The following is a 23,775-nucleotide window of genomic DNA, read 5'->3' on the forward strand; positions in this document are numbered from 1 at the left end:
GTGGTCGACCACTTCGGCGAGCACCGGCGCGCGACCAGGGTCACCTACACCGCGCTGGAGGGCTACGTTGGAGCCCGGCGGTCCGCTGGAGCTGCGCCGGCTACGGTGCGCTTCGAACTGGCGGTGCTCTCGCAGGCGTTCAAGGTCGCGCGCAAGCGGGGCGTGCTTGGCTCGCAGCCCCTCGTCCCGACCGTAACCGTGCGGAACGTCCGGACGGCGCACTTCACCGATGCCGAACTGGAGCGGCTGTTGGTCGAGCTTCCGGACCGCCTTCGTCCGGTCGTGCGGTTTGGCGCTGCGACGGGGTGGCGACTCATGGAGTGCCTGTCGCTCCGCTGGACGGCGGTGGACTTTGCCGCCGGCACGATCCGGCTCGAACCAGGTGAGACGAAGTCGCGACGCGGACGGGTCTTCCCGTTCAAGCGCTTCCCTTCACTGGCTGGCTTGCTGGAGGAACAGCGGCAGGCGCGTTGGGCGGTCGAGCGCGAGCGCGGTGTAGACGTGACCCACGTGTTTCACTGCGAAGGGCGGCCACTCCGGAACATCGACTACGCGTGGGGATCTGCCTGCCGGCGCGCCAATCTGGTCGACCGGCGGTTCCACGATCTCAGGCGCTATGCGGCCATGCGGCTTGTGCGAGCAGGTGTCGCGCGCTCCGAGGCAATGGGACTGCTCGGGCACGAGACGGAGTCGATGTTCACGCGGTACGCGCTCAACGACGTTCCCGCCCTGGAGCGAGCGGTCGAGAAGCTGGCCGCTCTCGACACGAAAGATGCTGACAACTTGTCCGCGTCCGGTGCCCCACTCGGACAAAAACTCGGACAAATGAGAGACCCGCGCCCGTAACTCCTTCCGAACGCGGGTCTACAGTGGTGCCCGGGGCGAGATTTGAACTCGCACGGGTTTCCCCATACGCCCCTCAAACGTACGTGTCTACCAATTCCACCACCCGGGCACGCATTCGGGAGGCTCCGGCCAATCTACTTTCCGGAGGGCTTCGTCGCAGGCGAGCTGGCCGGCGCGGGTGAAGCAGGAGCCGGCGTCGACGGCGCGAGGCCGGTCGCGGGCCGTGGCGCGGTCGCCCCCGGCGGCGGCGGGGCGCCCGGCGGAGTGGCGGCATTGGTCGTGGCATGCCGCGCCTCCTCCTGCATCAGACTCTTGCCCGCGGGGCCCTGCCCGGTCGACAGCAGGGCCAGACCGATCGACGTCACGAAGAAGGCGGTGCCGAGCACCATGGTCGCCCGCGTCATGAAGTCGGTCGCGCCGCGACCGCCGAACACCGTCTGAGCCGAGCCACCGAACGCCCCACCGGCGAGGCCGCCGCCCTTGCCGGATTGGAGCAGAACCACCGACACCAGGCCCAGGCAGACGAAAAGATGGAGCACCAGGACGGCGACGTACATGAATTCCTCGGATCGGAAAGCGACCGCGATGGGGAAACGCGCAACGCGCTGCGGCAAGCGGGGACGCAGCCTATCAGCCCCCTCCGGCCGCCGTCAAACCCGGCCCGCGGTCTCGGCCGCGGTGACGATGCGAAAGAATGAAGCGGCCTCGAGAGACGCGCCGCCGACCAGCGCGCCGTCCACTTCCTCGACCGCGAACAGCGCCGAGGCGTTGCCGGGGTTGACGCTTCCGCCGTAGAGAATGCGCAGCGCCCCGCCGGCGCCGGAACCGACCACGCGATCGAGCGTGGCGCGGATGATCTCGTGTGCCTCGCGCGCCTGCTCGGGCGTGGCCACGCGCCCGGTGCCGATCGCCCACACCGGCTCGTAGGCGACCACCGTGGAGCGCGCCGCGGCTCCCAGCCCGTCGTACGCGGCGCGCACCTGGCGCACCAGCACCTCGGCGGTCTTCGAGCCCTCGCGCTCCGCCAGGGTCTCCCCGACGCACACGATCGGCGTGAGATCATCGCGCTGCGCGGCGCGCAGCTTGCGCGCCACCAGCGCGTCGTCTTCGCCCATGCCGTGGCGCCGCTCGGAATGTCCGACGATCACGTAGGTGCAGCCGGCAGCGCGCAGCATCGGCCCGGAGACCTCGCCGGTGAATGCTCCTTGCGGTTCCGGGTGCAGATTCTGCGCGCCGAGTCGCATGGCGCTGCCGGCGATCGCGCGCCCGACGGATTCGAGCGCCGGGAACGGCGGGCACAGCACCGTCTCGCATGCGCGCGGCGCCGCGAGCAGCGCCTTCAGCTCGGCCGCCAGCGCCGCCCCTTCGGCGGGCGTGCGGTGCATCTTCCAGTTTCCCGCCACCAGCCGCGGCCGACGACTCGGGTTCATGACGCGTCGTCGAGCACGGCGATGCCGGGGAGCACCTTGCCTTCCAGGAACTCGAGCGATGCGCCGCCGCCGGTCGACAGGTGCGTGAATCGCTCCGCGAGTCCCGACTGCTGAATCGCCGCGACCGAATCGCCTCCTCCCACCACCGTGACCGCACCGCGAGAGCCGATCTCGGCCAGCGTCCTCGCCACCTGCAGCGTGCCCTCGGAGAACGCCGGCACCTCGAAGATGCCCATCGGCCCGTTCCACAGCACGGTCGCGCAATCGCGCAGGCGGTCGGCGAACAGGCGTGTCGTCCCCGGCCCGATGTCGACGCCGATGTCGTTCGCCGATAGCTCGGCAATCGCCACCGCGCGCGCCGGCGCGCTGCCGTCGGTGGCGGTCGAAACCACGCAGTCCACCGGGAGGATCAGCTCCACGCCGCGAGCCCGCGCCGCATCCAGCACCTCGCGCGCGGTCGCGACGCGATCCTCCTCCACCAGCGAGCGGCCGGTGCCGAGTCCCTGGGCCCGAGCGAAGGTGAACATCATGGCCCCCCCGATCAGCAGCCGATCCACCTTGCCCATCAGCGCCTGGATCACGTCGATCTTGCCCGAGATCTTGGCGCCGCCGAGCACCGCCGCGAACGGGCGCTTCGGCCGATCGAGAGCCTTGCCGAGGTATTCCAGCTCGCGCTGGATCAGGAAGCCCGCCACCGCCGGGCGGCACAGCCGCGGCACGCCTTCGGTCGAAGCGTGCGCGCGATGCGCCGTGCCGAACGCGTCGTCCACGTACATCTCGCCGAGCGCCGCGAGGCGCGCGGCGAATGCCGGGTCGTTGGCCTCTTCCTCGGCGTGGAAGCGCAGGTTCTCGAGCAGCAGCAGCTCGCCGTCGCGAAGCGCGGCGACCGCCGACTCGGCCGGCGGCCCCACGCAGTCGGGAGCGAAGGCGATCGTGCGCTTCATCAGCTCGCCGAGTTTCGCCGCCACCGGCGCCAGGCTGTACTTCGGATCGGGGCCGCCCTTGGGGCGCCCGAGGTGTGACATGAGGATCACGCGGGCGCCGCGATCCGACAGCCATTGGAGCGTCGGGATCGAGGCGCGAATCCGGGTGTCGTCGGCGACCCGGCCGTCTTTGAGCGGCACGTTGAAGTCCACCCGCACCAGCACCCGACGCGAGCGGGGCTCGAGCGTGGTCAGGTCCCGCTTGTGGTAGTCCACGGCGGCCCCCTCAGGCCATCTTGAGCAGCGCGTCCACCACCCGGTTCGAGAATCCCCACTCGTTGTCGTACCACGACAGCACCTTCACCATGTCGTTCTGCATCACGCTGGTGGAGAGCGAGTCGAAGATGCTGCTCGCCGGGTTGCCGATCACGTCGTTCGATACGATCGGATCCTCGCAGTACTCCAGGATTCCGCGCATCGGACCGTCGGCGGCCGCCTTCATCGCCGCGTTGACCTGCTCCTTCGTCACCGCCTTCCTCACCTGGCACACCAGGTCGACGAGCGAGCCGTCCATCACCGGCGCGCGCACCGCCATGCCATCGAGCCGGCCCTTGAGCTGGGGAAGCACCTCGCCGATCGCCTTGGCCGCGCCGGTCGAGGTCGGAATCAGGCTGAGCGCCGCGGCGCGCGCGCGCCGCAGATCCTTGTGCGGCAGATCGAGGATGTTCTGATCGTTGGTGTAGGCGTGGATCGTAGTCATCAGCCCGTGATCGATGCCGAACGAATCGTCGAGCACTTTGGCGACCGGCGCGAGGCAGTTGGTGGTGCAGGAGCCGATGCTGGTGATCACGTGCTTGGCGGGGTCGTAGAGCCGGTCGTTGACTCCGATCACGAAGGTGAGGTCGGCACCCTTGGACGGCGCCGACACCAGCACGCGCTTCGCGCCCGCGGCGAGGTGGACCGCCGCCTTGTCACGGTCGGTGAACTTGCCGGTGGACTCGAGCACCGTGTCCACGCCCAGCGATTTCCACGGGAGTTTGGTCGGATCCCTTTCCGACAGGACGTCGATCCAGTCATCGGCGACGTTGAGCTTGCCGTTCTCGGCCCGTCCCGAAATCTGATGCCAGACGCGATGGACGGTGTCGTACTTGAGCAGGTGCGCGAGCGTGCCCGCGTCGGTGAGGTCGTTGACCGCCACGAAGTTGATCGGGGCGTTACGAAGCTTCGCGGCCCGCACCACCAGGCGCCCGATGCGCCCGAATCCATTGATCGCCACGCGTAGCGCCATCGCCACGTCCTCCCGTCCCGGTGTGATCGCCTGCGGAGCGGCAAAAAGCGCGCGAAATATGCCCGAGGCGTGAGGGAGGGTCAAGGATGAGCATGGCGAGAGCGCATCGCGCCCTCGGCCGGCGGCGCGCTATTCGCTGGAGTAGAGCAGGTGATAGTCGCCGAGCCAGTTCTCATCGACGAACAGGAACACCAGACGCTGGCGACCCTGAAGGCGCTGGATGTCTTGCCGGGGATCGGCGTCGATCGGCAGCGGGATCTGCCCTTCGTAGATCCAGACCTCGAACGGCCTCATGTCGGCGCCGGGCTCGCCGTCCTCGGTATTCCCCATGGCCCGCTTCTCGGTGGCTGCGAGCTGCTGAACGAGGGTCTTGAGGTTGTCGTCGAATCCGGGGATCACCTGGCGCAGCACCTCGTCGGGCTCGCCGTAGCGGATGAAGACGCGCCCCATGTCCGAGAACATGCCGCGGCCCAGCCCGTAACGACCGTAGGTGCGATTGGCGAAATCCACGCGCCTCAGGAAGCGGATGCGCGCTTCGTTGACGCCGGTCTCGGGGGTCGGATCTCGAATCTTCCAGTAGTCGTCGAAGATCCGCTCCTGCTCTCCGGCCTGCAGGCGCTCGAAGCGGTCCTCCTCCTTCGTGGCCAGCAGGAAATGCGCTTCGTCCAGCATGTCCATCGGGTCTCGCCGCCAGGTCTCGGGTTGCCACGCGACGCTGAAGTGCGCCTTCCGGAGCAACGCACCGGGGTCTCCCTCCTGCCAGGCCTTGACCTCGAGGTCGTAGCCTCCGGCAGGAAGTCCACTCACGTCGAGCTTGAACGCCGCCGACATCGCGCTGGCGCCCGGCGCCGTGCTGTCGCGGTCGGCGATCACTCGTCCGGTCGAATCGGCGAGACGCGCCACCCAGTGCCAGGGCCGCTCGTCGCCCGCCACGCCTCGCGCCTCGAAGTAGGCCGACAGGTCGGTGGCGTAGAGGCCGTAGAGCCGCTCGGGGTTGGGCACCAGCGCGCGCCCGCTGCGGCCGAACACGTGCGAGTGGCTGTCGCCGGCGTCCATCCACACGAACTGGATGTCGGAGATTTCGCGCCCGGCCTGGGGACCGGGAATGTCGAACTCGCCCTCGACCCGCGCGGTCTCGGGCCCCTGGATGCCGCGACGGGCCAGCTCGCGACGGCGGGAGTCGAGCCGGATCTCGAGATGATGAGGCCCCGGCCGCGCCGGGAAACTCAGCACGACGACCTCCCCGATCGCATGGGCGGTGTCGGCCGGAATGACGCTGAAGATCTGTTCGCGCTCGTCGGTTCGGCCGCCGAAGACGGAGCGGAGGTGCGCCTCGATGCGGATGGGCGTCGGCTCGCGGCCGTTCCGGCACAGCTCGGCGATCAGGCTGGGGCGGATCCGCAGGTAGACGTCGAGCTCGGTGCCCGAGCTCTCGGGAAACGCGGCCACGTCGGCGGTGAAGCCCACCTCGTGCCCGATTCTCCAGGGGAAGGGCCCCGGACCCTTGTCACCCCTGGGGTGTGCCGCGAGCGCCGCCGACGGCGCCAGGCTCAGGGCGAGGAGCCACCCGAAAAGCGGACGCGCTCCCAGGCGAGAGCGCGTCGAGAGAAACGTCACGAATCGAGCCGCAAGGCGCGGTCGGCGATCAGAACGCGAATTGGATCGAAATGCGGTGCACTCCGCCCAGGTCCTGCATGTCCGTATACGCATAGTCGACATCTGCCTGTCCGGCGACCGAAACCGGAATGTGGAAGCCTACGCCGCCCGCCAACGCCTCGGCATCATAGTTGATGTTGTAACCGCCGCGCAGGAACACGAACTTCTGGAACGCGTACTCGAACCCGACGTTCATGCGCTCGGCGTTGTCCGGCGGGTGCGAGAACTCGAACGAGCCGAGCAGCTTCTGGTTGGCCAGCTGGAAGATGGTCGCGGACGTCCCCACCCGGAACATGCTCGGAATTCGCGCGCTGCGCTCGATGAACTGCTCCTGCGAGCCGATGTTCGAGATCGACATTCCGATCTTCATCCCCAGGGTGCCCACGTCGTACAGGGTGCCGATATCGAACGAATAGGTCTGCTGAGAGAACTCCGCGAGGCCCGAGTGGATGAAATTGCCCGTGAAGCCGGCGCTGAACTTGTCGGTGAACGAGCGGGCGTAGGTCAGCCCGAACGACATGAAGCCGGCGTCGAACGTGTTCCCGGTGCCGTCCGGCTGGAACGCCGTCGTCTCCGTCATCGGGTCCATGTACAGCGAGCGGACGTTGAGCCCGATCGCGCCCGGAATGCGCTTGACGTGGAAGACGTACCCCGCCTGCGAGAACTTGAGGTCCGCCGGCCAGGTCGCCTGGTTGAAGTTGAAGACCGACTTGTCGGGATCGATGCGGGCGATTCCTGCAGCGTTCCAGAACAGCGACGAGGCATCGTCCGAGACGCCGACGAACGCTCCGCCCATGCCTTCGGCACGAGCGCCAACCGGAATCTTCAGGAACTGACCGCCAAACGTTCCGACTTTCTCGAAAATATTGGCAGCCCCGGCGAGGCCCGGCACCATCGCTCCGACCAGGCCTGCGGCCGCGATCCACTTTCTCACGATCTTCCTCCTTCGCTCACCCGGCTCATCGAATGATGACGAACTTGCCACGCTGAACCCCCTGATCGGAGTTCACCGTGAAAAGATAGATCCCGCTCACCACGTCCTGGCCGTTGCGGGAGATGAGATTCCAGCGCGCTTCGCCGTCGTTGGCATTGTCCTGCTGCTTGTTGTAGCCGTGATAGGTCGTCCCGTTCACGGACAGGTCGCCGCGAATCGAGTCGTTGACCGGGTCGTCGGAGTGAATCGTCTGCACCAGGTCGCCGGCCACGGTGTAAATCCTCAGCGTCCACTTGCCCGGCGGCATACCGAGGAAATCGATGTGCGTGCCGGTAGGGTCGGTCGCGTTGGGAGTCAGATCCCAGGCGGACGGACGTTGCGGGATCGCCGCGTAGCCCTTGTAGGGGTTCGGAACGACGGTGACGTGCTTGCCGGTCTTCGTCGAGGCCTGCGGCACGATGCCCTCGGCTTCGACTGCCGAACGCCGGCTCTCGGTCATGCCGACGTTGGTGGAATCGAAAGCGGTCACTGAATAGAAGTAGATGAAGCCATTCTTCACACTGGTGTCCAGGTAACGGTAGCGACCCACCGGATAGCGATCCCGGGTGACCTGGATGCAGGAGGTTCTGCCGGGAGGAATGATGCACGACGTCTTTTGCTCGCAACCTCCGTGACCATCCGGATTGCAGGCCAGCGTCGTGTCGGGATGGATGACCTCACCGGTCTGCTGATTCCACAGGTCGCCGCGATTGAGGCAGATGTCCTTGTTGGCGCCGAGAGACGGAATGAAGACCGACGGACACTTGGTGATGAACTGGCCGGGGTTGGCCGGATCCGGAACCGTGACCAGATTGTTCAAGATCGGGTTCCCGTTGGTGTCGTAGTAGTTGAACCAGCGGAACTCGGCCACCAGCGACCATTGATCCTCGGACGGACCCGGCGAGCCGACCGGCCGCGTCCAGTCCGCGACTTTCCAGATCTTGTAGCCGCGGAAGTCGAACAGGTTGGGTGGCGCGGGATCGGGCGTGACTTCGGAGAGATTGTCCCAGGCCAGCGTCACCCGGTTGTCGCCGCCCGGGACCACGGTGCGGTCCGGGTTCTCCGAATAGTTGTAGGAGATCGAGGCGTCCGTGATCGGACTCGGCGGCGGTGCCGACGAGTTCCAGGTCTTGTGGATCATGCCGCCCACGCTCGGATCGCTCGGGTTGCTGGAGCCGATCTGGTAGTCCCAGACGCCGGTGCAATAGTCGCAGTCGAAGTCGAACCAGTAGTACTGCCGGTCGGTGACCAGGATCGTGCGCGAGAAGGTCTCGCAGTCCTCGGTGGCCTGGAACTGCTGGCCAGGATCCGCGCGCAGCGCGGTCTCGCGACCGTGAAAATCGGGCTCGGGGTAGTTGGCGTTGTGGTCCCAGATGCCCTCGTAGGCGAGCTGGGCCGTGAACGCGGTGTTGAGGCTCGGGTACTCGTCGAGTAGCTGCTTCCCGAGCATGCCGCGATTGGCGTCCGGGGCATTGATGTATCCGTCGTAAGCGGCGCGATAGGACCTGCCGAGCAGAACGGTTCCGCGGTCCACGGCCACGCCGATCGTGACCAGGATGGACTGGCCGTTCTTGACGTGCAGCCAGGGCCCCACGGAGCACCACTGCACCTGATCGCCCTTCTGGTCGCCCGGGTCGGCCGTGATCAGGCCCACCTTCGGATTGGTCTGGTCGGTCTCGACGTTCTGCAGGCTCGACATGAACTCGAACCGCTGCTGGTCGATGGCCGGATTGCCGCCCTGACCGTACGGCGTGCCGCTGGTGAACGAGCGGAAGGCGCGGAATTGAACGCGCCGCGGCCCGTCGAGGCCGAGCGGATCCAGGGTGTAGCCGAACAGCAGGAAGGACGGCAGACCGGTGGTGCGATTGTCGTCACCGTTGTCGTCGCCGATCGAGAAACCGTTCACGCGGATGGTGTCGCGGGGGCACAGCGCGGAGTCGCTCGAGACCGCGAGGCCGGGCGCGTGCGGAAACTGACTGCGGTTGTCGCGCACCTGCCCGCCCTGGGTGAAATCGTAAATGAACCAGCCCTGTGGATAGCCGGGGATGTCCTGATCGTCCTGGAAGTAGTTCGACACCACCACCGGGCCGGAATCGAAGTCCACCAGCCAGCCCACGAACAAGCTGTCGATCACGTTCCCCGAAACGTTGATGATGTTGTACTCGACCACGTTGAAATTGGTGAGATTCGGCGAGGTCAGCGAGTAGGCCCACGCCTTCTGCTCGACCCGCAGCCCGAGCGGCACGTGCTGCTCGCGCACGTTCGAGGTGAGCGACTGGAGCGAGAAGTCGGTCATGACGCACGAGAACATCTGCTGGCCGACCGCCGCGTAATCCTCGTCGATCCTGCCGTCGCCGTCGTTGTCACGCCCGTCGAGGAAGTCCTCGTCCACCTTGCCGTCTGCGTCGTCGTCCTGGAACCGATTGCCGCCGACGATTCCTTCGTACGCCGTGTAGATCTTGTCCTCGGCGTCGAGCGACGGGGGCCGCCATTCGGGGAAATAGGTCACGCGGCGGATCAGCTGGCCGTTCTCGATCTCGACGCCGCCGATCGCCAGCGCGATGGCGTTGAGATACTCGACGCCCGACTGCCCGGGCCACTGGCCTGAAGGATCGCTCGAAGTGGTGAAGGGATTGCCAATGATGCCGTAGTTGGTCACCTTCATCACCAGATTGCCGGCCTTGAGCACCGCTCCCGGCCCGAAGATGTCGGGCAGGGCGTTGGGCTGCGGCCGTTCCTTCAACGAGTGCTGAAACATCTCGGTGTAGACCTGATTCAGCTCGTCGTTGACGGCATCATCGGTCCCGCCGAGGTATTTCTTGCCCGGCAGCTCCGCGCCCGCCGAAAGGCCTGGCGTGGCCGGAAGCGCGAACACTGTCGCGATCCCGAGTGCAACGATGATTCTCGCGAGTCCTTTCATGGCTCCCCGTGGTCTCGGTCGGATCAGAAGCTCACGCTGACGCCGAGACGTACATTTCGGCCTTCGTCGAACACACGCGGATCGTGCACCGGCACCCAGTCGTCAACGTTGTCGCCGTTGATGTCCTGGAGGTAGGCGCCTCCCGCCCGGCCCGTTTCGGTGTAGTAGATGAGGTAGTCAGAACCACCCGCCCGGTCGACGTTGTTGTTGGGGAACGAATTCTGAGTCAGGGACAGGATGGTGGTGGCGTTGAGCACGTTGCGCGCGTCGAAGAACAGCGTCACGTTCTGGCCCCAGATCTTGTAGTACTTGTCGCCGTCGACCGTGAGCCGCGAGACCGAGGGCTGGCGGCGCGAATTGTCCAGCGACGGGTCCGGCTTGCGATCGTTCCGGAAGGTCGGCGTGAACGGGAAGCCCGAGCCGTACGACCACAGCATCCGGAATCCCCACTTGCCTGGATCCCTCACCACGCCCTGAAGGCTGAGCGTGTTCCTCTGATCCCAGTCGAGCGGCTGCTCGGAGATCGGGAGATAGAGCTGGCCGCCGTTGAAGAACTGGAGAGCCGCGGTCGGATCCGACGCGACGCCGGTCGCGATCTGGTACGAGTAGTTGATCTCGGCCGAGAACTTGTGGCTGAAGCTCTTGCTGATGCTGGCCTCGAATCCGCGCGCGCTGGCGTAATCGCCGTTGAAAAACACGTTGACCAGATTTCCGAACTGATCGCGCTCCTGCCGCACCGTGATCAGACCGTAGATGTCCTTGAAGAACACCGAGAACTGGCCCGACACGTCGCGTGAGAACAGGTGCTGCACGCCCGCCTGGTACGAGATGTTGGTTTCGGGCTCGAGATCGGGATTGCCGCGGGTATTGACGCTGGCGTCGATCTCGCGATTCTGGAAGATCACCGCGCGCGACGGAGTCTGATAGGTCCAGCCGTAATGGAAGCTCAGCACATCCTTGTCGGAAATCGGGTAGGCGATGCCGAGCCGCGGGCTCAGCTGCTGCTTGTAGCGTTTTCCGCTGGCCAGATCGGCGTCGGCAATCTGCGGGCCCGGGGTGAACATGTCGTAGCGCAAACCGGCGTTCAACACCAGACCTTCGAACTCCCACCGGTCCTGAACATAGGCAGCGCCCTCGGGGTTGTAGTTCAGAAAGTCCGAGCGCGACTGTCCGGGCAGTCCATTGGCTTCCAGGTTCGGGCCGTTCAAGGTCAGGTTGCGCACCATGTTGTACTTGGCCTCGATGCCGGTCTTGATGGTGTGGTTCTTCCATCGCCGGCTCGAGAAGTCGCTCTTCAGCTCCGACGTCGAGGACTCGTTGAGCGACCAGACCGGGAAGTCCCCGTGGGTCGCGTAGTACGGATTGTTCTCGGTCCCCGGCGAAATGTTCCCGTTCCAGAAGAACGGCGTCTGGGTGTCGTACTCCCAGGGCTGGAGTCCGCGCACCGAGGTCTGGGTGTTGAACGACAGCGTCGAGAGCCGCGTCGACAGCACGCTCTTGTCGGAAATCTGGTTGGTCCACACCGCGGTGTATTGCCGGTAGCGATCGTCGGTGGTCGGCACGTGATCCGGCATGTTCATGGGCATGAACGTGCTGTCGTCCTTGGTGAACGACCAGGTGCCGTACCGAGGCGTGAGCGCGCCGGTACCCGGCGTGGTGTCGTAGGTCACCTTCACGAAACCCTCGCGGCTCCACATGTGATTGTAGGGCGTGAAGATGTTCCGGTTGTTCACGGTCTCGAGCGTGACCTTGTTCTTCGAATTCAAGCGATAGGCAAGCTTGAAATTGGTATTGACGGTATTGCTCTGTCGGTTTCCGAAGCGGAGGAAATCGAGCAGCGTCGCGCTCGGGCGCGTCATCGAGCTCTTCAGGTACGTGTCGGAGAACGTTCCTTCGTAGGTCGCGAAGTAGGTCAGGTTCCGGATCGGGGTCGGCCCGCCGAATCCGAAGGTGAACCGGTCGAAGTTGTCGTAGGTCTTGGTCGGATCGCCGTAGCGGTCGGTGTCCCAGCGAATGTCGCCGCCGAAGCGATCGGTGCCCTCCTTGGTGCTGACGTTGACCACCCCCGAAAGCGCATTGCCGTACTCGGCGTCGAATCCGCCCGAGAGCACGTCGGTGCCGGCGACCGCCAGCGTCGCGATGTTGGCGCCTCGCCCGGACAGCGGATCGGAAACTTCGACGCCATCGAACTGGAACTTCACTTCGCCCGCGCGGCCCCCGCGGAAGTGAAGGTCGCCTCCCATCGCCACCACACCGGCCTTGGTCGCGATCGCCTGGTTGAGGTTGTCGACGGGCAGTTCCTTGAGCTTCTCAGCCGAGATCGTCTGTTTGGTGGTCGAGGACTTGGTATCGATGCGCTTTTCCGCGCGTACTTCGATTTCCTCGATCTGCTTGACGACCTTGGTCTCACCAACCGAGAAGGTGACGGTCGCGGTCTGTCCGGCGTTCACCTGAATCGTCTGCACCTGCTTGTCGTAGCCGATCGGCTCGGCCTGAATCTGCCAGCTGCCCACCGGCACGCCGGGAATGCTGAAGGCGCCATTCTCGTCGGTCAGGGCGCCGAGCCTCGGGCCGCCGAGGATCTTCACGTTCGCGTAAGGGATCGGGTCCTTCCCGTTCTGCAACACCTTGCCGACGATCTTGCCGGTCGGGCCAGTCGTCGGGGCTGGGGGCGGAGTGGCAGGGGGAGCCGGGGCCGTTCCCTGACCGCGGACGGGGGAAGCGAGCAGGGCAAAGCCCAAGACCGCCAACCACGCTGCCCTTGAGTACCTGCCGGTTCTCGACATGCCGAAGAGTTCCCTCATCTGGACCATCGACATTGCCCTCTCGGGTGAAACACTCGTGGCACCTTGCCAAGGCCAATGTCGCATGTCAACGAATTTCAATATCCAAGTCCTTTTGGGCCCGCCGGTTAAGCCCGATGATGCGGACTCGACCGCGACCCTTGGACCCGACGATGAGCGGGGCGTAGCAAGAGCAGGCAGGCGTCTGCTGAGGGGAGCGGGTTCCTCGCTCGAACCGGAGGCATCAGGAGGGAAAATCCACAAACGGCGCGATGCCGAACGCCCAGTCGCAGCTAATATCGGCTGAAGTAGTCCTTCTGTCAAGCCCTGATTCGCCACGCGGAAGGATTTTCTTCGGCGCCCGGGGGCTCAGAAGTCCCATCGCAACCGCATCGAGAGCTGAGTGGCCTCACTCTGGGGATTGACGGGCGAGCCGTAGTTCGCCGCACCCCACCCGAGCGCCGCACCGAGGTCGAACTTCCAGCTGGACGCCGGAGGGTAGAGACCGAGCCCGAGCGTCACGGTGTTGGCGAAGTTCTCGTTGGCCTGGGTGTTCACGTCCAGGTCTCCCGCGCGGTAGATGTAGCCCACCCGCCCCATGAGCACCGGGGTGATCGCGATCTCGGAGCCCGCGCGTGCGTCCCAGGCCTTCCCCAGCGTGCCGGTCGAGATCCGCGGCAGCCCCAGGACCTCATCGGCGTACGAACCCTGGCTGGTCACGGCGTCCAGCTTGCTCTGGATGTAGTGGTATTCAGCACCGGTGACCCAGTGGCGTCCGGGTGCCCGCCAGCTCAGGCCGCCCGAAGCTTCCCACCCGCGTTCCGCGCGCTCGGACGCCAGGATCTCGGCGGGCAACATCAAGGTGTCTCCGGTGGCTTCCTGGTCGTAGATCTGGGCGCGAAAGACATTGAACGAGGTCGGGTCGCTGAGCGCCGCGGGAGTCACGTTGGTCTTGCGGTAGAGGGTGCCACCGCTTCCACCCAGTTCCCACGCACCCATGGGCACGCGCAGGCGGGCACGCAGCCGGCTTCCCTCCTCCTTCCGTTTGAACAGATTCCCGCGGCTCGAAAGCGCGGGTCGCGACGGACCGGGCCCACCGGAGGGCGAAATCGAGAACACCCAGCTCGCGTCGCTCGAGCTGGACCAGATCTGGCCGTCGATGCCCCACTGCGCCGACTTGCCGAGTTTGCCGATCAGCGTCGATTGTCCGAGATACAGTGGCCGGGACTCCTCGGTCTCGCTGGTGTAGCGGTCTCCATCATTGGAACCCTTGATCAGCTCCGAGGTGATGTCGCCCCCCACCGCCCAGGTGAGCCAGGGGGTGGCGCGCAGCGCGACCGAGGCTCCGCCCCCCAGCTGCTTCACGAAATAGTCGTCGGGCGTGAAGAAGTCTGGCGGGCCAAGCAGCGTTCCTTCCTTGTCGATGTAGCTGCCCGCGGCGTTTCGGACCCTGAGCCGATAGTCGTCGTGGACATTGTTGATCCCGAAGATGCCGCGGATCGCATAGACCATCCGGTCGCTCAAGACGTAGGGCATCGGGCCCGTGATCACCGGCATCCCGGCTGGATTCGACACCATGTCGCGCTGCTCGGTGGTCGCGTCGTAGGGAGTGTCGCCACGGAGCAGATCGATTCCGCCGATCAGGCCGTAGGTGGTGGCCCCCTTCTCACGGTGCCAGGCTTCGAGGGCGAGGCGCGCGTCGCGCGAGGCTTCGGTCTGAAGGATGCCGGGACCCTGCGCATCCTGGAAGTCCTGGGTGCGCGAGGTCGAAGCCGTGGTGGGACGGAACTCCAGCACCGAGGTGGAGTCGGTGTCGTAGAGCCCGGCCGGGTTCTGAGCGAAGTCCCAGAGCTCGATCGAGTTGGCCGCGTCGGGGATCACCATCGTCAGCCGGCCCATCCCCAGCAGCCGAGGGCTGCGGGCGATCGGATCGGGCGGGAGCTCGTACCCGGCGCGCGTGGGATCCACGTACTGGGCGCTGGCGGCGGAGACGACAACCGCCAAAGCGAGGAAGACTTGTGTGGTGCATGCGCCCAAACGGACCCAGCGCCCTGGGTTCATTCCGACTCCTTTCCGTGATCTCACGTCGAGTACGGGGTGACCGTCACGCGGAGGAAAACGCCTTCACCTTCCGGCGAAAGTGCGCTCGGTCAACGAGGTGCGCCAAGCACGGAGCGCGCATGTTAGGCGAGACGTTGCGAGAGTGTCAACGCTCAACCCGCCGCCGCGGGCCCGAGACGTACGGTGAATCCGGCACGAAGAACCGCCAGCGCCTCGCCTGCGCCCGCCGGATCCCGATGCGGGGCGAGCGGGCGATCGGAAGTACCGCGCCGCCTCGCCTGCCGCCGATCCACAGCCGGGAGCGGGTCAGATCCAGCCCGTCGTGCCGCCGATCGAGCGCCAGGGCCTGCCCCACGCAGCCCGGTCCTCGCGCCAGTCGAGCGAGTTCGGTCACGCCACGACGCCGCCTCATCCGTTCGATCCCGGCCAGCGGCTGGAGCGCCCGGATCAGCACCGCCGAAGCGTCGCCCACCTCCCCGGTCACCACGTTCAGGCAGTAGTGCATGCCATACGTGAAGTAGACGTAGGCATGTCCCCCGCGCTCGAACATGACCGCGTTGCGCGCGGTGCGGCCGGATCGCGCGTGGCTGGCCGGATCGCGCTCCCCCCCGTACGCCTCGACCTCGACGATCCGGCCGGCGGTGACCCCCCCGGCCTCCTCCCTCACCAGCACGCATCCGATCAGCGCGCGGGCCACGCGCAGCACATCGCCCTGGTAGAAGCGACGCGTGAGCGGCGGGCCCCACTTCCTCCGCGCCGCCCGCGAGGTGAGCACGGCAGGATTGCGCCGCGAAGCCTTCAGTGCCCGACCGCCGCCTCGCCCACGCCGAGGCGGCGAAGCGGCTCCATCATCATGCGGCGGATTTCCTCGAGCCGCTCCGGGCTGCGGGCCTCGAATCGCACCACGACCACCGACTGCGTGTTGGACGCGCGCACCAGGCCCCAACCGTCGCCGAATTCCACGCGCGCACCATCGATGTCGATCACGCGATAGCGTCCGGCGAACTGGCGCTTCAGCTCTTCGGGCACCTGGAACTTGAGCTCCTCGGGACAGTCGAGCCGGGTTTCTGGCGTGGAGAAGTAATGAGGGATCGAGTCCACCAGGGACGCAAAGTCCTTGCCGCTGGCGGCGACGAAGCGCAGCAGCCGTCCGGCGGCGAACAACGCGTCGTCGAATCCGAAGTAGCCCTCGTTGAAGAACATGTGTCCGGACATCTCCCCCGCCAGCGGCGCGCCGGTCTCGAGCAGCCGGCTCTTGATCAGCGAGTGACCGGTCTTCCACATCGATGGACGGCCACCGTGAGCGGCGATGTCCTCGATCAGCCCCTGCGAGCATTTGACGTCGAAGATGATCTCCCCGCCCGGCACGCGGCTGAGCACGTCGCGCGCGAGCAGCGCGAGCAACTGGTCGCCGAACACCAGCTTCCCCGCCGCGTCCACGGCGCCGATGCGATCGGCGTCGCCGTCGAACCCGATGCCGAAATCGGCGCGCTGTTCGCGGACCGCGGCCGACAGATCCTGCATCAGCCCGGGCACGGTGGGATCGGGCAGATGATGCGGGAAGGAGCCGTCGAGCTCGGCATAGAGCGGCGTCACCCGATGTCCCATGCGCTCGAACACTTCGGGCACCACGGTTCCCGCGCAGCCGTTGCCGCAGTCCATCACCACCCGGAGACCGCGCGGGCTGGAGAGCCGCTCGACCAGCATGGCGCGATACTCGTCGAGCACCGGAGCGGGTCGTGACGATCCGCCCGGCGCCGAGCGCAGTGCTCCGCGTTCGATCCCGGCGCGCATCGCCTGGATGTCGGGGCCGAAGATCGGGCGCTTGCGCGCGGTCAGCTTGAAACCGTTGAACTCGGACGGATTGTGACTGCCGGTGACCTGCAGGCCGCCGTCGAGCCCGCGCGAGGCGACGGCGAAGTACAGCGCCGGCGTCGGCACCACGCCCACTCGCTCGACGCTGGCTCCGGCCGCGACCAGCCCCCGCTCCACCGCCGCCGCCAGGCGCGCGCTGCTGGGCCGCACGTCCTCGCCCAGCGCGATGCGCAACCCGCCCTCGGCGGCGAGCAGGGTCGCGAATGCCCGCCCGACCGCTTCGCCCACTTCGTCGGTCAGCTCGGTGGCGTGCAGGCCGCGGATGTCGTACTCGCGAAAGATGTGACGGGGGATCACGTTCGCTCCTTGCGCTTGAGCCAGGCATCGATGAACGGATCGAGATCGCCGTCGAGCACCGACTGTACGTCGCCGATTTTGGTCTCGGTGCGGTGATCGTTCACCACGGTGTAGGGCTGGAGCACATAGGAGCGGATCTGATTGCCGAAGTCGATCTCCTTCTTGGGGCCGGCGAGCGCCTGGGTCTTCTGGCGTTCCTTCTCCTCGTAGTACACGAACAGGCGGCTCAGCAGAATCTTCATGGCCGCGTCCTTGTTGCGATGCTGACTGCGTTCGGCCTGCGATTGCACCACGATTCCGGTCGGCAGATGGGTGATGCGCACCGCGGACTCGGTCTTGTTGACGTGCTGCCCGCCGGCGCCTCCCGCGCGGAAGGTGTCGATCTTCAGCTCATCGGGCTTCAGCTCCACTTTGACGCTGTCGTCGATCGTCGGCAGCACCGATACCGATGCGAACGAGGTGTGGCGCCGGGCGTTGGCGTCGTAAGGCGAGATGCGCACCAGCCGGTGCACCCCCGACTCGGCCTTGAGGTAGCCGTAGGCGTACTCGCCCTCGATCTCGAGCGTGGCGTCCTTGATGCCCGCAATTTCCGCGCTCTGGAAATCGAGCACGGTGACGCGGTAACCGTGTCGCTCGCCCCAGCGCTGGTACATGCGCATCAGCATCTCGGCCCAGTCCTGAGACTCGGTCCCGCCGGCGCCGGGATGGATGTTGACGATCGCGCCGAGCCGGTCGTGTTCGCCCGAGAGCAGGCTGCGGGTCTCGAGCGAGGCGACCTCGGACTCGAGACGTCCGAGCTCGCGCTCGATTTCCTGCAGCATGGTGTCGTCGCGCTCGGATTCGGCGAGATCGAGCAGCTCGACGAGGCTCTGGCAGGCGCCGGCGCGCGCGTTGAAATCGTCGAGTGTCTTCTTGGCGGACTTGAGGCTGAAGACCGTGCGCTGCGCCTCGTCCTGGCGGTCCCAGAACCCGGGCGCCGCCATTCGCGCCTCCAGCTCGCTCACCTCGGAGCGCCGCGCCTCGATGTCAAAGATACCTCCGCAGACCCTCGAGCCGTTCGTGGGTCTGATCGAGACGCTTGCGAAGTTCGGAGAGCGTGAGCATGAGAGGTCGAGGGTCCTGGTGAATGCGGCGCGACACACTAGGGGATGCGGCGCGAATTGTGAAGCAAGCGCATTTCAGCAGCGCCCCGAGAGCCGCAACACGAGCCGCTGCCAGACCGCCGCCAGCTGCTTCTGCAGATCCGCCTCGCTTCCCGAATTCTCGATTCTCTCGTCGGCCGCCGCCTCGTACTCCTCGCGGCTGGGCTGGGCGGCGAGGCGGGCGGCGGCCTCGGCGCGACTCCAGCCCCGCGACCGCTCGAGACGCGCGAGCTGCTCGGAGCCCGCCGCCGTCACCGCCAGCAGCACATCGCACTCGCGCTGAAAGCCCCAGTCGAGCATCAGGGCCGCATCCACCACCACCACGCCCTGAGTGCCGTCGGCTCTCAGCTCGGCGATGCGCCGGCGAATCCGCTCGACGATGCGCGGGTGCACCAGCTGGTTCAGACGCTGGAGCGAGGCGCGATCGGAGAACACCCGGCTCGCGACGCGGGCCCGATCGAGCGTGCCATCGGCACGGTAGACGCCGGTGCCGTACTCGGCGATCAGTGCTTCGCGCACTTCCGGATCACGATCGGTAACCTCGTGACCGACCTGGTCGGCCTCGATCACGTGCGCGCCTCGGGCGGCGAACGCGCGCGCCACCGTGCTCTTGCCGCTCCCCGCCTGCCCGACCAGACCGACGATCAGCAACCCGTCGTTCGCGGGACGCCGGCGCAGCCGTACTGCGGCGCCGCTTCGATTAGTGGACATCGAACCAGCTCCGTCCCATGCCCACCGATACCACCAGCGGCACGCGCAGCGTGTAACAGCTCTCCATCTCGCGCTTGACCCGCTCGCTCACCGCCGCGCCGTCGGCGGCCGGGCATTCCAGCAGCAGCTCATCGTGGACCTGCAGCAGCAGGCGCGCGCCGGAGCGCGAGCCGAGTGAGCGATGCACCCGGATCATCGCCAGCTTCATGAGGTCGGCGGCCGATCCCTGGATCGGAGCGTTGATCGCGGCACGCTCGGCAAACGAGCGCTCGGCGCCGTGAACACTCGCCAGCCCGGGCAGATAGCGCCGGCGGCCAAGCAGCGTCTGCACGTAGCCGACCCGACGGGCGTCCTCGACGGTGGCGTCGAGATACTCGCGCACCCGCGCGTAGACGCGGAAATAGTCGGCGATGAAGAGCTGTGCCTCCTCGAGCCCGATACCCATCTGCTGGGAGAGACTGCGCGCCCCCATCCCGTACATGACGCCGAAGTTCACGACCTTCGCCCGCGCCCGCAGCGTGGGATCGAGCTCGCCGGTGACGCCGAAGATGCGCCGCGCGGTTTCGGCGTGAATGTCCCCGCCGCGCTGGAAGGCTTCGATGAGATTGGGGTCGCCCGAGAGATGGGCCATCACGCGCAGCTCGATCTGCGAATAGTCCGCCCCGATCAGCACGCCGCCCTCAGGCGCCACGAACGCTCGGCGAATCGCGCGGCCCTGCTCGGTCCGCATCGGGATGTTCTGCAAATTGGGATTGCTGGAGGACAGCCGGCCAGTGGCGGCGCCGGTCTGCTCGAAGCGCGTGTGCACGCGCCCGTCGCGCGGATCCACCGCGGCGGGCAGCGCCTCGAGATAGGTCGAGCGCAGCTTGGTCAGCGCGCGATATTCGAGCAGCAGCTTCGGGAATGGATGCTCGGCGGCCAGCTCCTCGAGCACCGCTTCGTCGGTGGAGAATCCGGTCTTGGTGCGTCGCCCCGGCTTGAGCTTGAACTTCTCGAACAGTACCTGCGCGACCTGCGCGCCGCTTTGGAGATTGAGCGGCTCGCCGGCCAGCGCGTAGAGCGCCGATTCCAGCTCGGCGATGCGCGCGGCGCACTGGCCGCTCATCTCGCTCAGCACCGGCGCGTCGAGGCGCACCCCGGCGCGCTCCATGTCGGCGAGCACCGGGATCAGCGGATGCTCGAGTCGCGCGTAGAGCCCCCACTGTTCGCGGGCCTCGAGCTGCGTTCGCAGCGCGTCGGCGAGCGGAAACAGCGTCGCGGCGTGCCGCGCCGCCGACTCCCCCAGCGCGGCGGGATCGGCCGCGGCGCGCGAAGGCCGCGGTCGCCCGCGCGCGGCCGGCGGCTCGAGATCGGGCAGCGTGACGCCGAGCACGTCGTGCGCCAGCGCCTCCAGGGAGTGATCGCGCACGGCGTCGAGCAGGAAGGAGCCGACGTGGAGATCGAACGCCAGGCCCTCGAAAGGCAGCTGCGCCCCCTTCATCAGGTGCATGACGCGCTTCAGGTCGTCGCTGACCTTGGGCACCGACGAGTCGGCAAGTGCCGGCGAGAGCAGCTCGCGGACCGCTTTCGGCTCGAGATTGCCGCCCGCCTCGTGCGCGAGCGGCAGATAGCACGCGGTGCCGTCGCGCGCCGACAGCGCGAGCCCGATCATGCGCGCGGTGCGCGGATCGCCCTCGGCGATCGGCAGAATCCCGAGCCCGTGAATCGCGCGCGCGCGGACTTCGTGCAGAGCCGGAAGCCAGGCGGCAGGGTCCACCGCGGTGGCGCCGCCCCACAGATCGAGCGCCGGCTGATGCCAGGTCGCGCTGGCGCTCGCCGGCCTCGCGAACAACGGCGGCGGCAGCGGCGGCGCGGCGCCGGCGGGTTCGAACAGCTCGGCCGCCTCACCGGGGACTTCCGCCGCGGCGGCGCCGGCTTCGGCTCCCTGTCCGCGCGGCGGCTCGGATTTTCCCGGTGGAGCGGGGCCTTTCGATGTCGCGTCCGGCTGGCCGAGCAGTTTCACGCCTTCGGCTTCGGTCTCGGCGGCGGTACCGCGCCGCTCGGCTGGACGCGCCGGCGCGAGGGCGCCGGCAGCGGACTCGTCGACGCCTTCCTCGCGGGCCACGGTTTCGAGCCGTCGGACCTCGAACTGCCTCGCGAAGGCCAGCAGCGGCTCGCGCCGGATCGGCGCGCACCTCAACTGCTCCCAGCTCAAACCGAGATCGAGGTCGTGCCGGACGGTGGCGAGCTCACGCGACAGGAATGCCTGGCCTCGATGCTGCTCGAGCTTCTCGCGAAGCGCAGGGCGCTTCACTTCTCCCAACCTGGAATACAGCGCCTCCAGGGAGCCGAATTGATGCATCAGCTCGACCGCGGTCTTCTCTCCCACTCCCGGCACGCCGGGGATGTTGTCGGTGGTGTCGCCCATCAGCGCAAGCACGTCGCGAATGTGCTCGGGACCCACTCCCCATTTGGCGCGTACGCCCGCGGCATCGAGCTTCACCCAGTCCTCGCCGCGCTGGGCGGGCGCGTAGACCCGCACGTGATCCTCGACCGCCTGGAGCATGTCCTTGTCGCCGGTGACCAGCACCACCTCGAGGCCTTCGCTGGCGCCGCGATGCGCCAGCGTGGCCATCACGTCGTCGGCTTCGGTGCCGGGAATCTCCAGCACCGGAAGCCCCAGCGCCTGCGCCATGTCTTCGATCGGAGTGAGCTGCGAGCGCAGATCGTCGGGCATCGGCTTGCGTGTCGCCTTGTAGTCGGGATAACGCTGATGGCGGAAGGTCGGACCGGGGCCATCCCAGGCCAGCGCCCAGTAATCGGGGCGCTCCTCGCGCCGGATCTTGAGCACCAGATTGGCGACGCCGAAGATCGCCGAGGTGTTCTCGCCGCGCGAGTTGAGCAGCGGCCGGCGCACGAACGCGTAGTAGGACCGATAGGCGAGGCCGAGCGCGTCGAGCACGAACAGGCGGGGCATCGAGCCTCCTAGCGGACGCGGCGCGCCACCAGCAGCTTGCTGGTGGTCGGGCCGTGGCCACCGCCCAGCGCCAATAGCACGCGGTCGGCGGCCCAGAGGAGCGCGGGCAGCCGATTCAGGAAGCGAAACGCACCGAGCTCGCGATTCAACAGGACATGGGTGGGATAGATCGCCTGCGGCTCGAGCCCCTGGCCCTGGAGGATCGCCCGATAGCGCGGGAGTCCGCGCGCGCGCACGTGCTCCGCGCTCTTCCCGGAATCGCTGAAAGTGTCGGTGAGCAGGAGCAGCCCCTGCGGCGCGACCGCCAGCGCCAGACGCGTCACGGCGCGCTCCCAGCGTTCGTCGTCGGTGATGTGATAGAGCACGTCGAACGCGTTGACGATGTCATAGCGCTCCCCGAGCGATGCCTCGCTGACGTCGGCTTCGATGAAGCGCGCATCGGGAAATCGCTCCCTCAGTCGTTGGATCGAAGTCGGGGTGATGTCGAGCCCGGTGACCCGCCCGCCTCGCGCATGATAGTAGGCGGTGAAGAAACCCGTCCCGCAGCCGACGTCGAGCACGGTCCGCCCGCGCGGATCGAGTCCCGAATCCCTCAGCGCCGTGGTGAGGACGCGCCGCCTCAGGTCGTAGCAGGCCCGATTGTAGGCCAGCGACAAACCCGGCTCGCCGGTGCCGCGCAGATCGAACTGCTCGGACAGCCGGTGGTTCCAGAACGCGCGCGGATCGTAGCTCACCGGGCGCTCCGCTTCGGCCGGTAGAGACCGTGCCGCCGGATGTAGCGCTCCACGGACTCGGGCACCAGGTAGCGGATGCTGTGCCCGGCCCGAGCGCGCGCGCGAATCGCGCTCGACGACACCTCGAGTCCGGGATTGTCCAGCTCGACCACGCGCGCGCCGAATCGAGCACGAGCGCGATGCCTGCGTCCCGGTCGCGCCGCCACCGCCAGCCGCGCGAGCCGCACGATGCGCTCGGGCTCGTGCCAGTGCGGAAGGTCGGCCAGGCTGTCCGCACCGACCAGCAGGAAGACCTGCGCGCCTGGAAAGCGCGCGCGCGCCCAACCCAGCGTGTCGACGGTGAACGACGGGCCCTGGCGACGCGTCTCGATGGTCGAGACGCGGAACGCCGGATGCCCCCGCACCGCGAGCCGCGTCATGGCCAGCCGGTCGGCGGCCGGAGACAGGACCGACCGGCGCTTGTGCGGCGGTCGACCGGCGGGAACGAAGAGTACGAGGTCGAGTCGGAGGCGGTCCCGGGCCCACTCGGCCAGGGCGAGGTGACCGACGTGCGGCGGATCGAAGGTTCCGCCGAACAGCCCGAGCCGCCGGATCACGATCCGGGCGGCGCCGGAATGGGTTTGGCGGGAGGCCTGATGGGCGCGTGCGCCCTCGAATGCTCGGCCTTCTCACGCTCCCGCTTGGCCACGACCGCAGCCGGCTCGCCGGCGTGCTCGCTCTCGACGCGTTTCAGCCGGTCGATCGCCGCGTCGCGCCGGCCGTAGAGCAGGTCGCAGCGCGCGAGCCCGATCTCGGCCTGTCCGGCCAGCGGCAGATCGCCGTACTCGTCGAGAATCTTCTGATAGTAGGTACGGGCCGGCTCCACCAGCTTGAGCTTCACGTAGAGATCGGCATTGTCGAGCAACTTGCTCGCGAGCTTCATCCGCGCTTCGAGCACCTTCTTCTCGCCCTGCGCGTGCCGCCAGTGGTCGGGGTAAGCCGCCAGGTAGTCCTGCCACTGGATGAGCGCCTTCTGCGTGTACTCCTGATCGAAGTCCTCCATCTTGGACTGACCGAACAGCGCCTCGCCGAGACGGAACGAGGCCGATCCAGCCGAGTCGCTCTCGGGGTAGTCCCGCAACAGTCGCTCGAACTCGAGCTGGGCCGACGCCCACTCGCGCATGTTGAGGTAGCACTCGCC

At 67.2% G+C, this 23,775-nt stretch carries 18 protein-coding genes and 1 tRNA gene; 1 reads left to right on the top strand and 18 read right to left on the bottom strand.

Annotated features, from left to right (window positions below):
* Window positions 1-846 (top strand): site-specific integrase (locus VMJ70_01450; GenBank protein HTO89772.1); only part of this gene is annotated, 846 nt, incomplete at its 5' end.
* 24 nt (window positions 847-870) lie between these two features.
* On the opposite strand, the gene VMJ70_01455 is transcribed toward VMJ70_01450, so the two are convergent.
* The 18 genes from VMJ70_01455 to bamD form a co-directional block, all read right to left on the bottom strand.
* Window positions 871-955 (bottom strand) — tRNA-Leu (locus VMJ70_01455).
* Between the two features lie 25 nt (window positions 956-980).
* On the bottom strand, window positions 981-1,403 hold the full coding sequence (gene secG / locus VMJ70_01460) for a preprotein translocase subunit SecG (GenBank protein ID HTO89773.1): 423 nt from the start codon (window positions 1,401-1,403) through the stop codon (window positions 981-983).
* 93 nt (window positions 1,404-1,496) lie between these two features.
* Window positions 1,497-2,276, bottom strand: coding sequence for a triose-phosphate isomerase (gene tpiA / locus VMJ70_01465; protein ID HTO89774.1), 780 nt, complete (start codon window positions 2,274-2,276; stop codon window positions 1,497-1,499).
* Window positions 2,273-3,475, bottom strand: coding sequence for a phosphoglycerate kinase (locus VMJ70_01470; GenBank protein ID HTO89775.1), 1,203 nt, complete (start codon window positions 3,473-3,475; stop codon window positions 2,273-2,275). Before VMJ70_01470 ends, tpiA begins: the two co-directional genes overlap by 4 nt.
* A gap of 10 nt (window positions 3,476-3,485) precedes the next feature.
* Window positions 3,486-4,487, bottom strand: a complete 1,002-nt coding sequence (gene gap, locus VMJ70_01475; GenBank protein ID HTO89776.1) for a type I glyceraldehyde-3-phosphate dehydrogenase — start codon at window positions 4,485-4,487, stop codon at window positions 3,486-3,488.
* 129 nt (window positions 4,488-4,616) lie between these two features.
* Window positions 4,617-5,954, bottom strand: coding sequence for a GWxTD domain-containing protein (locus VMJ70_01480; protein ID HTO89777.1), 1,338 nt, complete (start codon window positions 5,952-5,954; stop codon window positions 4,617-4,619).
* A 178-nt stretch (window positions 5,955-6,132) separates the two neighbouring features.
* The gene (locus tag VMJ70_01485; GenBank protein HTO89778.1) at window positions 6,133-7,077 is read right to left on the bottom strand and encodes a PorV/PorQ family protein; all 945 of its coding nucleotides are present in this window, start codon (window positions 7,075-7,077) and stop codon (window positions 6,133-6,135) included.
* A gap of 25 nt (window positions 7,078-7,102) precedes the next feature.
* Entirely contained in the window at window positions 7,103-10,036 is a 2,934-nt protein-coding gene (locus tag VMJ70_01490; protein ID HTO89779.1) for a hypothetical protein, read from the bottom strand.
* A gap of 23 nt (window positions 10,037-10,059) precedes the next feature.
* Window positions 10,060-12,663, bottom strand: coding sequence for a TonB-dependent receptor (locus tag VMJ70_01495; GenBank protein ID HTO89780.1), 2,604 nt, complete (start codon window positions 12,661-12,663; stop codon window positions 10,060-10,062).
* Between the two features lie 525 nt (window positions 12,664-13,188).
* Complete coding sequence (locus VMJ70_01500; protein ID HTO89781.1) at window positions 13,189-14,823, bottom strand: hypothetical protein; 1,635 nt, start codon at window positions 14,821-14,823, stop codon at window positions 13,189-13,191.
* Window positions 14,824-15,025: 202 nt separating this feature from the next.
* Entirely contained in the window at window positions 15,026-15,655 is a 630-nt protein-coding gene (locus VMJ70_01505; GenBank protein ID HTO89782.1) for a DNA-3-methyladenine glycosylase, read from the bottom strand.
* A gap of 23 nt (window positions 15,656-15,678) precedes the next feature.
* Window positions 15,679-17,052, bottom strand: a complete 1,374-nt coding sequence (locus VMJ70_01510; protein ID HTO89783.1) for a phosphomannomutase/phosphoglucomutase — start codon at window positions 17,050-17,052, stop codon at window positions 15,679-15,681.
* Window positions 17,049-18,194: a peptide chain release factor 2 gene (gene prfB, locus VMJ70_01515; protein HTO89784.1), complete on the bottom strand. Its 1,146-nt coding sequence runs from the start codon at window positions 18,192-18,194 to the stop codon at window positions 17,049-17,051. Before prfB ends, VMJ70_01510 begins: the two co-directional genes overlap by 4 nt.
* 36 nt (window positions 18,195-18,230) lie before the next feature.
* The gene (coaE, locus tag VMJ70_01520) at window positions 18,231-18,905 is read right to left on the bottom strand and encodes a dephospho-CoA kinase (protein ID HTO89785.1); all 675 of its coding nucleotides are present in this window, start codon (window positions 18,903-18,905) and stop codon (window positions 18,231-18,233) included.
* Window positions 18,895-21,861, bottom strand: a complete 2,967-nt coding sequence (gene polA / locus VMJ70_01525; protein HTO89786.1) for a DNA polymerase I — start codon at window positions 21,859-21,861, stop codon at window positions 18,895-18,897. Before polA ends, coaE begins: the two co-directional genes overlap by 11 nt.
* An 8-nt stretch (window positions 21,862-21,869) precedes the next feature.
* Window positions 21,870-22,595, bottom strand: coding sequence for a class I SAM-dependent methyltransferase (locus tag VMJ70_01530; protein HTO89787.1), 726 nt, complete (start codon window positions 22,593-22,595; stop codon window positions 21,870-21,872).
* A complete protein-coding gene (gene nadD, locus VMJ70_01535) occupies window positions 22,592-23,191 on the bottom strand; it encodes a nicotinate-nucleotide adenylyltransferase (protein HTO89788.1) in 600 nt (199 codons plus the stop codon). The genes VMJ70_01530 and nadD overlap by 4 nt, the downstream gene beginning before the upstream one ends.
* A partial coding sequence (bamD, locus tag VMJ70_01540; GenBank protein HTO89789.1) for an outer membrane protein assembly factor BamD occupies window positions 23,188-23,775 on the bottom strand: 588 nt, incomplete at its 5' end. The genes nadD and bamD, both read right to left, overlap by 4 nt.

It is taken from the genome of Candidatus Sulfotelmatobacter sp., assembly GCA_035498555.1.
In the GTDB taxonomy this organism is placed as follows: Bacteria; Eisenbacteria; RBG-16-71-46; order RBG-16-71-46; family RBG-16-71-46; genus DATKAB01.